Below are 13,927 nucleotides of genomic sequence, written 5' to 3'. Positions count from 1 at the left end.
TGTATTGGTACCCCGATTAATTTAAGTTAAAGTGACGTTGCAGCGGAGAGGACATGTTCTTTTTGCGCATAAAAAAACGACGGATGAGTATTTTTCCTCCTCCGTCGTTTTAATAAACTTTGAGTTGTTGGCGTCCTAAGCTTTTTTACAAAATAATAGCAATAAGACCACCAGATCCCTCATTAATAATCCGCTCCAATGTCTCTTTCAGCTTAAAGCGAGCATTTTCCGGCATAAGTGATATTTTCGCTTGGATACCCTCTCTGACAATGGAGCTTAATGACCTGCCAAAGATATCAGACTGCCATATAGATAGTGGGTCTTCTTCAAAATCTTGCATCAAATAACGAACAAGTTCTTCACTCTGTTTCTCTGTCCCGATAATCGGGGCAAATTCTGATTCTACATCAACCTTGATCATATGGATCGATGGTGCAACAGCCTTTAGACGCACACCAAATCGGGAACCTTGACGAATGATTTCAGGCTCTTCTAACGCCATATCCGTTAAAGCTGGGGCAGCCACACCATAACCAGTTTGTCTGACCATATTCAAAGCATCCGACACTTGGTCATATTGACGTTTGGCATTGGTAAACTCTTGCATAAGTTCTAACAAATGATCTTTTCCTCTAATTTCTTCTCCTACAATTTCTTTTAACACCTGGTCGTACAATTCATTTGGTGCATGGAGGTCAATATCTGCTATTCCTTCTCCCATCTCAATTCCAACCAAAGAAGCTTGCTGGATATATTCATATTGGTCGAAGTGACCGATGACTTGGTCGACATCTCTGAGTCTTTTGATATCCTTAATCGTGTTCTCAATTGCTGTCTGATAATTTTGTCGTAGCCAATGCGACTCGTCCAGAACCAGTACCCAACTAGGCATATTAACATTTACCTCCAGCACTGGAAACTCATATAATACTTCCCGCAATACATTGTTAATATCGTGTTCTGTCATGCTCTCCACACTCATTGACAGGACCGGTATATCATGTTTTTCTACTAATTCTTGCCTCAGTAACTCTGTTTCCTGATTGAAAGGTTGTACCGAATTAATAACCATGATAAAAGGTTTTCCAACTTCTTTTAACTCCGTAACGATCCGTTCCTCTGCCTCCACATATTCGGAGCGAGGTATTTCACCTATTGTTCCGTCGGTGGTTACGACAATTCCCATTGTGGAATGTTCCTGAATCACCTTACGCGTCCCAATTTCGGCCGCATCATGAAACGGAATTGGCTCTTCATACCAAGGGGTGTGAATCATTCTAGGACCATTCTCATCCTCGAAACCTTGTGCACCGTTAACTGTGTAGCCTACACAATCAACGAGCCTTACATTAACCTCTAACCCTTCTTCTACTTGAAGTGCCACCGCCTGATTGGGTACAAATTTGGGTTCTGTGGTCATAATGGTTTTGCCAGCTGCACTTTGCGGCAGTTCATCCTGAGCTCGTAGACGATCGCTTTCATCTGCCATATTAGGTAAAACCATTTTCTCCATAAATTTCTTAATAAAAGTTGACTTTCCTGTCCGAACTGCACCTACGATTCCTAAATAAATATCGCCGTTGGTTCTTTTTGAAATATCCTTGAAGATATCTACCCTTTCCAAATGATCCCCTCCCGATCAATTCGACCTCATCATATCCTTGACAATCTAAGTATATGATGTTGTCCTACTAATTTATGCTAATCTTTATTGCCAAATGGAGAAGCTTTAGCTATAGACAACTTATGTAAGCCTAAGCTCTATTATGACTATAAAAATAGCAAAATTTCGTTTATCTCCATGTGAGTGTCCGGAAACCCTTCATTTCCCGGTTAAAAATAGAGAAGAATGCCAAGTGGCTCTTCCACTAATGGCATTCTTCTCTTAAATACAACTACATATCTTCTTGTCAGGATATCACAAGCATACTTGCACTTGCTTTTTCAGATTACCATCCTTCTTCTAATTCAGGAGCAAATATCGGTTCTCCATCTTCAATGGTAAATGGAATGCTGTAAGCTGGTACAACTGGATGATTTTCGATTAGAATGGGACGGATGTCATCCCCATTTGTATAATCATGATCGTTGGCTTGTAATGCCTCATATAATTCGATGCGATAATCTATCAGTAAATTTCCTTCTGTAGTAATATAAACAGGTAACTTATTATCTGAGTATGGACTGGTTACTTGTGGCTCTCCTTCTAGATTCAGCTCGTCTATATTTAGTTTATAAATGTTATCTGCTACTTGTTCACCAAATGGAGGGTAAATATGTTCATCTCGGTATATTCTTAGGCGTTGTTCCAGTTCCCTCATCTCGCTTGTTATACGTAAGTCAAGCACCTTGACCGTTGGGTTTTCCTCCACATCCACCAACACGTACTGATAACTTCCGCCATTTTCAAAAGCAGTTCCTGGAAGTGTTTCGATCAGCCCTTGCTGCTTCAATAAATTAAAATCTATTAGATATTTTTGATATAGTGGTGTTTCTTCCTCTTTGGTGACAATGGGAAGTAATCCATTATTCTGCGTTTGATATTGATCGATTGCTTGCTGAACCACTTGCAACTGCGCATCATTAGACAGTTGGTTCTCATTTAAGTTCTCTGAAGGATACATACACCCAGCCAAAAATAAAAGACACATCCCCCATATCATTTTTTGTAACATTGCTACTTCACTCCTTCTCTATCATGCGGAAGGTCCACTTAAGACTACTAACGCAATTATCAAGCCACCAACTATCAAACATATGTAGGCAATCAAGGCAACAATAAATTTTATAATACCTTTTAGCTTATATCTGCTTAACAAAATCAGCAGCATGGATACAATCAAGGCACCCATCCCACCGAATGATATCCACATTTTCATTAATGGATCTCCCAATTTTGATTCATCCTTTCCTTTATTCTTATATGTACACAGTTGTCCATTATTATAACATAGAACATTCAGGAACGGATACTATGCCTTACCAAATCGGGCAGCAAAAATTTGGCTTGCTATACCAATATTGAATGTGCTTTTCTAAGTAGTTCGCGAAATCATCTTGTTCTTACGGACCTAGGAGCACGAGTTGCTCTCTTCAGTCCGCGAGATCGATTCTTATGGACCCAGCAGCGTTATTTGCTCTCCTCAGTCCACGAGATCGATTCTTATGGACTGTCAAAGCGTAGCATATTCCCATAGCGATCGTCCAACACAATCAAACGATCAAGACTCACTACATAGAAAAAACTACTTCACATCATTCGCCTTATTCGCACTCATCATTCAAGCTCAAAATCGTTCCATGGCATTTTATATTTTCACACAAAAAAACCGAAGTAGTTAGGGGCAGCAGCTACTTCGGCCTTGACTAAATAACACCCAGTTCGCCCTTCAAGAAAATACTTATGCGATGCATTCTATGCGAAGCAATAATACCTTGCATCCTCAAGTGCCTATTGCGTTTAATTTTTAAACAGTTTACTTAACGATTGGACATCGCTTGGCATATTATTATTTGTAATCGCCTTGACAATCTTATCTTCCTTTTGCTTCGAGACATTTTTGCCAGCCACTTTTGCGAGCTGTCGAACTAACTGTCGGACTGTTTTTTCATCAGAAAAATCAGCACTTTGAACGGACTGTGCTACTTTCATAATTTGATCTGGCTGGATATTCGATTTTTTTTGAATCTGATCAAACATCGATTGTTTAAAATCACTCAAATGAACCCCTCCAATCCTGCATAGTCTTCTCTATACTATGCATGGAGGAGAAAAACAGTTAACCCAAATGACGGTTCATCACATCATCGATTTCATTTGTACGACTTCTTGCCATTAAATCGTCAACTACTTCTTTTGGCGGGCGATTTTGGTAGACTACTTCATAAATACCTTTCGTAATAGGCATTTCGACCTTTTCTTTTTCTGCCAATTGCGCAACGGCTTCTGTAGTGCGTATACCTTCCACAATCATACCCATTTGCTCCAGCACTTCATCTACCGGTTTACCCTGACCAAGCAAGTGACCTGCCCGCCAGTTACGGCTATGCTGACTGGTACACGTTACAATCAAGTCGCCCATCCCAGATAGACCAATAAAAGTAAGCGGATTGGCACCTTTGAAAGTCGCCAAACGGGTGATCTCCGCCAAACCTCTAGTAATGAGAGCCGCCTTGGCATTATCCCCATAACCAAGACCATCCGAAATCCCTGCTCCCAGGGCAATAATATTCTTTAATGCCCCTCCTAATTCTACTCCGATGATATCTGTACTTGTATAAACTCGAAAATAATTGCTCATAAATAAATCTTGGGTAAATCTCGCCAATTCTTGATTACTTGAAGCAGCAGTTACGGTCGTAGGATGCTGCACACTTACCTCCTCGGCATGACTCGGTCCAGATAAAGCAACTACCTCATCAAACAACTCATTACTTAATTCTTCTTTAATCATTTCGGAAATACGATAATGAGAATTTGGTTCAATCCCTTTACTGCCATGGATGATGACGACTTTTTTCGTTAATACTTGGTTTAATTTTTGACAGGTTTCACGAATCGCCTTTGTTGGCACAACCAAGACAATAGCTTCGACTTGATCCACTGCTTGCTGTAAATCATCGAAAATTGCCAAATTGTCTGGAAGTTTAATATTAGGAAGATACTTTTCGTTCATTCGTGTTTGTTCCATGACTTCTTTTTGCTCTGGGTTGTGTGTCCAGAGCCTGACATCATGATGGTTACCACATAACACTAGGGCAAGAGAAGTGCCCCAGCTTCCTGCTCCAAGCACTGCAACTTTATTCATATCTTTGCCTCCTAACTCCTTCTTCGTGCAAATATTTTAATCGGTGTGCCTTCAAAGCCAAACGCTTCTCGAATTTGATTCTCCAAAAAACGCTGGTAAGAAAAATGCATTAGCTCCGGATCATTCACAAACACAACGAAACTGGGTGGTTTAACAGCAACTTGTGTGGCATATAAGACCTTCAATTTTTTCCCGTGTTTCGTTGGAGCTGGATTAATCGCCAAAGCGTCCATAATGACATCATTAAGGATATTCGTTTCCACACGTTTGGCGTGATTCTCACTTGCCTCCACCACTTTTGGCAAAAGCGTGTGTAATCTTTTTTTGGTTTGAGCGGATAAATATACAATTGGTGCATAATCAAGAAACTGGAAATGAGCTCGAACTTCTTCTTCAAATTCCTTGATTGCCTGATCATGTTGCTCAATCGTATCCCACTTATTAACAACAATAATAACGGCCTTGCCTGCTTCGTGGGCATATCCAGCTATCTTCTTATCTTGTTCGATAATGCCCGTTTCCGCATCAATCAAGGCTAATACCACATCTGACCGTTCAATCGCCTTCAGGGCACGTAAGATACTATATTTTTCTGTAGATTCATAGATTTTGCCCCGCTTTCGCATCCCTGCTGTATCAATAATAACAAAATCTCGTCCGTCTCTGCTCAAATTAGTATCAATCGCATCCCTAGTCGTACCTGCGATATCACTTACAATCACACGATCTTCGTTTAAAATCGCATTGACTAAGGAGGATTTCCCTACATTTGGTCGGCCGATCAAGCTAAAATGGATAACCTCTTCATCGATCGGTACATTTTCTCTTTCCGGGAAAAGACCTACGACTTGATCGAGCAAGTCACCCAATCCTAAACCATGTGTGCCAGAAATAGGGTATGGTTCGCCAAATCCTAGGGCATAGAATTCGTATATTTGATCCCTCATCTCTGGATTATCTACCTTGTTCACTGCTAATACAACCGGTTTATTCGATTTAAACAATATTTTGGTCACTTCTTCATCGGCTGCGGTAATTCCTTCTCTTCCATTCACCATAAAAATAATCACATCTGCTTCTCTAATGGCTACTTCTGCCTGTTCCCGCATCTGAACCAATAAAGGTTCATCACCAATCTCTATACCACCTGTATCGATCAAACGAAAGGTCGTATTTAGCCATTCTGCTTCTGCATAAATACGATCTCGTGTAACCCCAGGGATATCTTCAACAATCGAGATTCTTTCGCCAACTAATCGATTGAAAATGGTTGATTTCCCGACATTTGGCCTTCCTACAATGGCAACTACTGAACTTCTCATGAAGGCTCATCCTTCCTTACTATCTTCTTATTTTATCTCGATGTAATCGTCCGTAATCCTCACGCTTTCAGAGTTAAGAATGGTGTGGAATAACTGCGTTAACACTCCGATAAGTCGCGCTACCCATCCAGAAGAATAAAGCCTCCAGATGATCGTATCGCATTCACTATTATTTAGAGGTAATTCTCTTGCATAATTAGTCTCACTTAATTAAATTACCATACTCATCGTGTACAAACAAGTTTTTCTATTAGTTTACATAATAAAATTATAGTAAACTTAATGCTTCACGATAATATATAGTTCTTCACTAAGTGCATGACTAATCCCATCTAGAATTGCTTCCAGATTCGCCGCAACCTTGTCCATCTCTTCTTTCGTCTCACAGATAAAGATGGAGGCACCCGCTGTCACCTTATTCGAATTTGTTGTAATTGTTGCTAATATTGCCTTTTCCAGTTGCATTATGTTCACTCCAATCATCACAATTTTGGTTTGTAGGGCATTCGGATTGCATTTTCCAAAACAGGAACAGATTGAATGACATGGATAGCCTTTTGTACCTCTTGTTCCTGTGGCAGGATAAATACGCCAATCCGACCATCATCTAAATCACGTTTGATCAAGGGAACAAGCGCTGGAGTTCCGGAATCACGAAATACACCTAAGGAAACCGATACATCATGAAGAATGGCTTGACGCTGCCCCAGATTAGCGATTGTAGCACGGGCGTTAAAGTTTTTAGGTTTTAGCACAAAGCCCATTCCATATTTCATAATTTCTTCTTGACGTTCAGGTAAACCAATATTCATAATATAGATATTATCAACATATAAACCTGCACCATCAAAGGTCAGTGGTTTTTTTTCTATCGTTACAATCTGCCCCAATCTAGAGCCAGACATATTCTTTTTAGCAAGCACCACACAAATGACGCTAACCACTATTGCGGCATATAAATTCCACACGAGATAAGACAAAGTCGTTACTAAAGAAGTGAAAATAACTAAGTAGTTTCTACTCTCAAATGCAATCGCAATCCCTTCTATATATGTATTACCTCGAGGAACCAGCTCATAGCCATCTAATTCCGTAAGCGTGTTTCTTTCCATATTTCTTACTTCCCTGAATTGAGAAGCCGCAATAGTCAGGAAAGTCACCGCTGTGTATTCCTGTTCCATTAACGCAGGGACTGCAACTGACCCTAAACTCGCCGCAATGAAACCAAGTGCTAAATGAATAATCTTACCATGTAGATAGGTTGGGTATTGACGATAATCGGACCGCAGTAAAAGCAGTCTCGTGATTACTCCAACAAAAATACCAAACATAATAGGATAGGTATATTCATTCATACGTGCCACCTCTTTTTTATTTTTAATGCTTGTATATACTGTTCTATTCTTCTTATACCTTGCAACCAGCATTTTCTTACGGTCAAAACAGTCAATATTGTCAATACAATTTGAAAACCATATAGTGGATCCATTGAATATTGCAGATGGTAGCTGTAGCAAATCAAACTGTATAACAGTTGGCCAAAGCAAACAGCATTTATTAACAGGGTTACCTGTACCATTAAATCTCGAGATAAAAAAACCAAGATTAAAACGCCAATAAGAACTGCTGCTGCAATAAAGGTACGGTCATTAAAAACTGGTGTAATCAACCGCCAAAGAAAATAAATGGTGTACAAGTAACCCATCATAGCAATCAGAAGGTATTGCTTGATACGCAGCTGTTGATGAATAGCTAACACTATGCCGACAAGAAGCAGTAGTACGAATGCAAGTTGCACTGGAAAATCATACAATATAAGCTCATGTGGCAGTAATACTAGAAATAACAACAAGCTAATGGAACAGCAATATTGAATCGGAGACCTGTTCATAAAAAATGTGACACAGCACCATAAAATCCAACATAGATAAATCGTATAATATAATTGCACATTCATCACCCTTACCAGTATGACCAACCCTTTATCATTCTAGACATATCATTTTGCTTAATAGGAATGAATGTAAGAGAGGAAGCGAGCTCAGGGATTCGAAAACAAGTTTAAACCCGCATAATGGTAGCAAAAATTCTATACTATGTTGCTCAGAAAAACCGGGCACTCAAAGTAGTTAATGAACTGCCGATAAGCTAGATTATGTTAAGTATCTAGTTCAATTATTCCATGTAGTAAAGTTGCTTGTTTGTCAGTGCTAGGAAACGCTCCGGAAATAGGTTTTGCTGGGTAGCAGGACTACAATCGAATGACTGCTAGGATGAAGTGTTCCAGACACTATATTTCTGCCAATAAGTAAACCGCATAACCTTTTTCTGAGAACGGTTTGATCCTACGTTATGACTTTTATATTTGTACCATGATTCATTACGCAGACGAAGAATTAGTTGACGATTTCCTCCTTTTGCTACAACAGTGTCTAGGGTACTAGAACGCTTTCTCCTTGCAGTAACAACCATTGTTGTACTCCAATCTAACGGAGGGAATAGGTGAAGACTGGAAAAGGGTTTACAGGCTAAAAACGCAACGTCCTGTTGCAACGCCTGCACTTGCACGTTCTGTGCATCGCAGGACGAGCTGAAGATCCACTAAAAAGTGCTCTTCTTTTTAGTTAGCTGAAGCCGGCCCCATGGAAAGCGGAACCTATTCCCGGAGCGCTTGCTTTGCACAGATAAAACGATCAAACTCACCACTAAGGAAAGTGGGCTACTTAACATCATCTAGCTTATCGGTACCACCATTCGTTCAAGATCAAAATCGGTCCACATCCTAACATACTCAGAATTCTATACTTTCTTATATTTTCACAAAAAAACATGCTGCAACGTGTGCAGCATGTTTCTTTGTATTATTTCTTATATTTATCTAGTTTATCACCAATCATATCACCAAGTTGGAAACCTGATTGATCCTCATCGGTTTCATATTGCTGAATTTCCTGCTGACTCTTCTCTTCTTCTATTTCCTTCATGCTTAAAGAAATACGTTTCTCTTCTTCACTTACTTCCAGCACCTTCACTTGAACCTGCTGACCTACTGATAATACCTCACCAGGAGTGCCAATATGTTCCGTAGCAATTTGTGAAATGTGTACAAGACCTTCTACTCCAGGAAGTACTTCTACAAATGCACCAAAACTCACAAGACGTCTTACGGTTCCTTCTACCACATCATTGACTTGAATCTTCTCTTCGATGCCATCCCAAGGACCTGGTTGAGTAGCCTTGTGTGATAATGAAATTCTTTCTTTTTCCTTATCAATAGATAACACCTTCACTTTTAATGTGTCACCTTCAGAAACAACGTCAGAAGCCTTATCAACATGGCTGTGAGCTAATTGAGAAATATGTACAAGTCCATCGATTCCTCCAATATCCACGAATACACCAAAATCAGTAATTCGTTGGACTGTACCATCTATTTCTTGTCCTTCTTCTAAGTCTGCTAACACATCCTGTTTCTTTTGCTCTTCTTCCGCTTCTACGACGGCACGGTGAGATAAAATGATCCTGTTTTGATCGGGATCAAGCTCTACTATTTTCAGGCTGAGTACTCGATCCTGATAATCAGCAAAATCCTCCACATAGTGTGTTTCCACTAAAGAAGCTGGTATAAAACCTCGTACACCAACATCTACTACTAAACCGCCTTTTACAATATCACGAACGGTTGCCTCAATCGTGTCATTGTTTTCAAAAATCTTTAACAGATCGGCCCAAGCTTTATCTGCTGCGACCTCTTTCTTAGATAATACGATTTCTTCATCTTCCACTTTCTTTACCTTTAATTCTAATTCATCGCCTTCTGAAACAGCGTCACTGGCTGTCTCAATGCGTAAAGCAGATAATTCGCTGATTGGTACAATACCTTCTACTTTGTACCCAACATCAACAAGCACATGTTTATCTTCTACTTTCAAAACCTTTCCTGTAACGGTATCTCCTACTGAAAGTTCCTTAATCTCAGACATTTCATTATTCATCTCTTCCATGACAAAGACCTCCTTCGATTTACAACACAAAACATAAATGTGCTTTTTTCTAACTTCTAATATTTAGTCTGATTTGTCAAGTTATATAGCATAAAATCAGTCATTTTCTTTCAGTTTTTTTATTTCTGCCATGATAGCATCGGTCACCGCTTGTGCGGATGCCTTATTTTCTCTTAATGTTTCCATCTCAACAGGTGGACCATACCGAACGATTAATGGCTGTTTCCCTTTATAGTTGCCAATAATCGCACAAGGGATCACAGTTGCTTTAGACCTTAGCGCAAAGAATCCCGCGCCTGCCAACCCGCGTTGTAAGTCACCCGTTTTACTTCTGGTCCCTTCTGGAAACAATCCCAATACATTCCCGTTTTTTAAAATCTCAAGCCCTTTTCTCAAGGCGTTTCGATCTTTCATCCCTCGCTTGATCGGAAAGACATGTATTTGACGCATGATAAACCCGAGAATTTTGTTCTCAAATAACTCTTCTTTCCCCATAAAGTGAATCGTCCTAGGACAGGTCATTCCTACAATCGGCGGATCATAATTGGAAATATGATTACTGCAGATAATAACAGGACCCTCCGCCGGAATGTTCTCTAAGCCTTGCTTCTGCACTCTATATTTTGGCTGTAGTACCATTTTTACAAGGACTTTTCCAATGTTATATAAACTCATCTCCTATTAACCCCTTACCTTTTCTTTCGCAATCGTCAATATCTTTTCGGCCACTTCGCCTATCGCTAAGGATGTCGTATCGATTTCGATGGCATCGTCCGCTTTTCTTAGTGGAGACACCTCTCGTTCTGAATCTAGTTTGTCCCTCCTTGCGATATCTTTTTTGATTTGCTCAAGATCGGAGGTAAAACCTTTCTTTTGATTTTCAGCATGTCGTCTTTGTGCTCGCTCTTCGACACTAGCAATTAAGAAAATTTTCACCTCTGCATCTGGAATGACGTGTGTTCCAATATCCCGGCCATCCATCACCACTGCTCTTTTTGCAGCTAGCTGTTGCTGACGGCGCACCATCTCCTCCCGTACCTCTGGAATAGAAGCTATCTCAGAAACATGCTGACTCACCTCTTCTGTTCTAATACGTTCGGTTACCTCCATTTGATCAATGAAGACAGCCTGATTGGTATCGATATAGATTTCAATGGCTGCTAAATGGTCTATCACCTGTTGTTTATCGGTTCTTGGAACGCCATTTACCATCACCGAATAGGTTAGCGAGCGATACATCGCACCTGTGTCAATATAAATATAGGATAATTCCTTTGCGACTATCTTGGCCACTGTACTTTTTCCTGCAGCAGCTGGTCCATCAATCGCTATCGCTAAATGCTTTGCACTCATCCCTTACAACCTCTCTTTCTTTATCACTACACCCTGTCATTCTCTGAAATGATTATACATCCTTATTAAATTCTTTTTTAAAATCGGCTAGCTGCCGCAAATAACAATAGCGTACAATCAGCTGTTGATCTTGTGAACGGACCTTGTCAAATCGGATGGATAACCGACGTTTATTCTCTTTTTGCTCGCGATCACGTAAAGCTGTGCCAATAACATGGATATATTCTATTATACCGTTAATCGGTAAAACAAGCATCAAATCCAGCTGTTCCCCTTCTTGGATCACTTGATCGGAATGCAAAATGACAGATACTCCGCCACCGCTCAGATCAGCGCTAACAGTATGAAAAGCAATGGAGGAAGATTTCACTGATATATCTAAGATGGTTTCTACCCGTAAATGTTCCCGTCTTTGAATCCTTTTCATGCTATTTTCTTGAAATGCCAAAACCAATACAGGGATTTCTTTTATGTTTTGTTTGGCTAGTATCTTCGTAAAAAAACTATATACACTGTTATTCTGGATAAATGAACTATGAAAAGTCGTTCCTACCGGAAATAACTCCGTCCGTCTTGTAATGGTATGGACAGGGTAATCTACAAATAGTTGTCCTTCGCTAATATCTACTACTTTACACTTATAGGTATGCTCACTATCTGTGGCTTCTAACTGCAATACAGCACCTAATTTTATCAATGTTTCTCCTCTTTCTCCCTATTATGTAAATCGCCGTCATTCAAGTCTTTGCGCAGTGCTCATTAACTGCAGAAGATGTACGATTACACCTTTTGATATTTTCATCATTGGCATAAGTGTCTCTCTATAGTCTACCACAAAAAACGACTGATGGGAAAAGGTGTTAGTACAAAATAACGAAAAAACGCTAACCTATGCTAGTACTGTACAAATAAAATTGATGTGATAAAGTGGCAGGCTATTTTGGAGCAATTATTCAACGGAGAAAAACAATCACCTTTACTACAGGACTAGCTATTTCAAATCAGCCATCTGATCGGCTGTTTCGTTTCTAGCTTGGTTACTAATCAAAGTGTGTTGTCTATAATAAACAAAGGCTGAGCAGTGTCAGCCTTTGTTTATCGATTAATATTTGATTTCTGCCTGTTTTAATTTATCTATTCTCAGTTCCTCGCCATCATCTGCTCCGATAAAGATCTTATACGTATCACTATCTAAGGTGCCTAAAAAGACATAGCTTAACACTTCTTCACCAAGGTCATCCTCGATTATCGCTAGATGATGATCCTCTACCCTCAAATTAGGATTTACAGCCTCTTCTGCCTCTGCTTCTGAAATAGCAGCCTCTGGAATCTGACGTTCATGATAATTTTCCAAATAATCCTTTGCTATAAATCCAATCACCTCATTGGTATCCAAGGCCACTTTCACCTGAATCGCATCGGGATAAATCCATACTTCTCCGTCACGTGGCACAAACTGGAATACACCTACATGGTCATATTGGTTACTCTCAATTACGGTAAAGTCACTGGAAAATACACTGTTTTCAAGATAGTCTTCCGCAGTCTGCATTGCTTGATGGAGGCTGATCTTTGATTCTTTCACTTCACGATTGATCATAAAAGATAGCGGATAACCTCCTTGCTGTGTCAAATCGATATAACCTGATCGGTTGTTTTCTTGGAAAGAACCACTAAATAACGGTACATTTGCCCCATCACCAGTTTTACTAAGATCCAACGCGGTGTTCTCCTCTAAACCAAGGACGGTACGCATCGTTTCTTCAGCCTCTTCCTGTGATATTACCTGATCACCCAGCATATTGAAACCATCTTTGTCACTGGATGTCCCAAGGAGGCTCGCATTTAATTTTCCTTCTGTGTAACCTTCCACTGTCTTCTCAACCGTCTCGAAACCATCAATAATGGTATTATCCGCTGGCTCATCATTATTTACTAAGGCGAGCTGTACATCCATCCAGCGTAAATTCTCATTTAATACCATATTTTGTACTTTACGCAATTCCTGTTCAATATCTCCTGACATTTCATAGAGAGAGCTTAATGTATCTACTTCTTCTTCTGTTAACGGTTCCGTATCCAGATCTCGAACAGCGGTACGATAACTGAAATCACCCATTTGGGATAAAAATTCCTCTGTCTTATTAAATGGTAATAAGGTTAGTGGCAATTGACCGACATCGCTATGTGCCATCGAGGTTAATCGCCAAATCTCAGCTAATTGCGGAGAAAGCTGTCTCCTCGTATTCATTGCCAGCGTAGAACCTATTTTGTCATGTAATAAATCCAAGTTGAAAGTTAAATCATGGAAAGAACGCTGATAACTATTTTCAGCTTGAATCAAAATCGCATTCTTTTCTTGATGCTCTTTATACCCCCATACTCCAATACCAATCAAACCAATGCTTAATATACTGATTAAAATCCAACGTATCACTTG

14 protein-coding genes are annotated in these 13,927 nt (G+C 39.8%); all 14 read right to left on the bottom strand.

Features of this window, described 5'->3' with window-relative positions; genetic code table 11:
• Positions 1-145: 145 nt before the first annotated feature.
• The 14 genes from spoIVA to ypeB all read right to left on the bottom strand — a co-directional run bounded on the left by spoIVA (position 146) and on the right by ypeB (position 13,924).
• Positions 146-1,624 carry a stage IV sporulation protein A gene (spoIVA, locus tag BN6556_RS15745; RefSeq protein WP_066193191.1) on the bottom strand — a complete coding sequence of 493 codons (1,479 nt, stop codon included), beginning with the start codon at positions 1,622-1,624 and terminating at the stop codon, positions 146-148.
• A 325-nt stretch (positions 1,625-1,949) separates the two neighbouring features.
• A complete protein-coding gene (locus BN6556_RS15740) occupies positions 1,950-2,675 on the bottom strand; it encodes a hypothetical protein (protein WP_066193189.1) in 726 nt (241 codons plus the stop codon).
• Between the two features lie 21 nt (positions 2,676-2,696).
• Positions 2,697-2,879: a DUF2768 domain-containing protein gene (locus BN6556_RS15735; RefSeq protein WP_066196478.1), complete on the bottom strand. Its 183-nt coding sequence runs from the start codon at positions 2,877-2,879 to the stop codon at positions 2,697-2,699.
• Between the two features lie 581 nt (positions 2,880-3,460).
• Positions 3,461-3,721, bottom strand: a complete 261-nt coding sequence (locus tag BN6556_RS15730; protein ID WP_066193187.1) for a stage VI sporulation protein F — start codon at positions 3,719-3,721, stop codon at positions 3,461-3,463.
• A 58-nt stretch (positions 3,722-3,779) separates the two neighbouring features.
• Complete coding sequence (locus tag BN6556_RS15725; protein WP_066193184.1) at positions 3,780-4,808, bottom strand: NAD(P)H-dependent glycerol-3-phosphate dehydrogenase; 1,029 nt, start codon at positions 4,806-4,808, stop codon at positions 3,780-3,782.
• 11 nt (positions 4,809-4,819) lie between these two features.
• Entirely contained in the window at positions 4,820-6,130 is a 1,311-nt protein-coding gene (gene der / locus BN6556_RS15720; protein WP_066193181.1) for a ribosome biogenesis GTPase Der, read from the bottom strand.
• A 279-nt stretch (positions 6,131-6,409) separates the two neighbouring features.
• Positions 6,410-6,595, bottom strand: a complete 186-nt coding sequence (locus tag BN6556_RS15715) for a capping complex subunit for YIEGIA (protein WP_066193179.1) — start codon at positions 6,593-6,595, stop codon at positions 6,410-6,412.
• A gap of 17 nt (positions 6,596-6,612) precedes the next feature.
• Positions 6,613-7,485, bottom strand: coding sequence for a YIEGIA family protein (locus BN6556_RS15710; RefSeq protein ID WP_066193176.1), 873 nt, complete (start codon positions 7,483-7,485; stop codon positions 6,613-6,615).
• Entirely contained in the window at positions 7,482-8,081 is a 600-nt protein-coding gene (locus BN6556_RS15705) for a YphA family membrane protein (RefSeq protein WP_148436797.1), read from the bottom strand. The genes BN6556_RS15710 and BN6556_RS15705 overlap by 4 nt, the downstream gene beginning before the upstream one ends.
• A 910-nt stretch (positions 8,082-8,991) precedes the next feature.
• Positions 8,992-10,134: a 30S ribosomal protein S1 gene (rpsA, locus tag BN6556_RS15700; protein WP_066193171.1), complete on the bottom strand. Its 1,143-nt coding sequence runs from the start codon at positions 10,132-10,134 to the stop codon at positions 8,992-8,994.
• A gap of 96 nt (positions 10,135-10,230) precedes the next feature.
• Positions 10,231-10,809, bottom strand: coding sequence for a lysophospholipid acyltransferase family protein (locus BN6556_RS15695; RefSeq protein ID WP_066193169.1), 579 nt, complete (start codon positions 10,807-10,809; stop codon positions 10,231-10,233).
• Between the two features lie 6 nt (positions 10,810-10,815).
• Positions 10,816-11,487 (bottom strand): (d)CMP kinase, encoded by a 672-nt coding sequence (gene cmk / locus BN6556_RS15690; RefSeq protein WP_066193167.1) that lies wholly within the window; start codon positions 11,485-11,487, stop codon positions 10,816-10,818.
• A gap of 52 nt (positions 11,488-11,539) precedes the next feature.
• Entirely contained in the window at positions 11,540-12,184 is a 645-nt protein-coding gene (locus BN6556_RS15685) for a flagellar brake protein (protein WP_066193166.1), read from the bottom strand.
• A 405-nt stretch (positions 12,185-12,589) separates the two neighbouring features.
• A complete protein-coding gene (ypeB, locus tag BN6556_RS15680; RefSeq protein WP_066193165.1) occupies positions 12,590-13,924 on the bottom strand; it encodes a germination protein YpeB in 1,335 nt (444 codons plus the stop codon).
• Positions 13,925-13,927: the final 3 nt, after the last annotated feature.

Origin of the sequence: Gracilibacillus timonensis, assembly GCF_900086715.1 — a bacterium.
In the GTDB taxonomy this organism is placed as follows: Bacteria; Bacillota; Bacilli; order Bacillales; family Amphibacillaceae; genus Gracilibacillus; species Gracilibacillus timonensis.
The sequence above is the reverse complement of the archived record's forward strand: the minus strand, read 5'-3'. Positions and strand labels throughout refer to the sequence as shown.

Bases quoted from the DNA above. Each gene is read 5' to 3' on its own strand.
- BN6556_RS15740 (WP_066193189.1), bottom strand. From the start codon at position 2,675: ATGTTACAAAAAATGATATGGGGGATGTGTCTTTTATTTTTGGCTGGG.
- BN6556_RS15735 (WP_066196478.1), bottom strand. From the start codon at position 2,879: ATGAAAATGTGGATATCATTCGGTGGGATGGGTGCCTTGATTGTATCC.
- BN6556_RS15725 (WP_066193184.1), bottom strand. From the start codon at position 4,808: ATGAATAAAGTTGCAGTGCTTGGAGCAGGAAGCTGGGGCACTTCTCTT.
- der (WP_066193181.1), bottom strand. From the start codon at position 6,130: ATGAGAAGTTCAGTAGTTGCCATTGTAGGAAGGCCAAATGTCGGGAAA.
- BN6556_RS15715 (WP_066193179.1), bottom strand. From the start codon at position 6,595: ATGCAACTGGAAAAGGCAATATTAGCAACAATTACAACAAATTCGAAT.
- BN6556_RS15710 (WP_066193176.1), bottom strand. From the start codon at position 7,485: ATGAATGAATATACCTATCCTATTATGTTTGGTATTTTTGTTGGAGTA.
- rpsA (WP_066193171.1), bottom strand. From the start codon at position 10,134: ATGGAAGAGATGAATAATGAAATGTCTGAGATTAAGGAACTTTCAGTA.
- BN6556_RS15695 (WP_066193169.1), bottom strand. From the start codon at position 10,809: ATGAGTTTATATAACATTGGAAAAGTCCTTGTAAAAATGGTACTACAG.
- cmk (WP_066193167.1), bottom strand. From the start codon at position 11,487: ATGAGTGCAAAGCATTTAGCGATAGCGATTGATGGACCAGCTGCTGCA.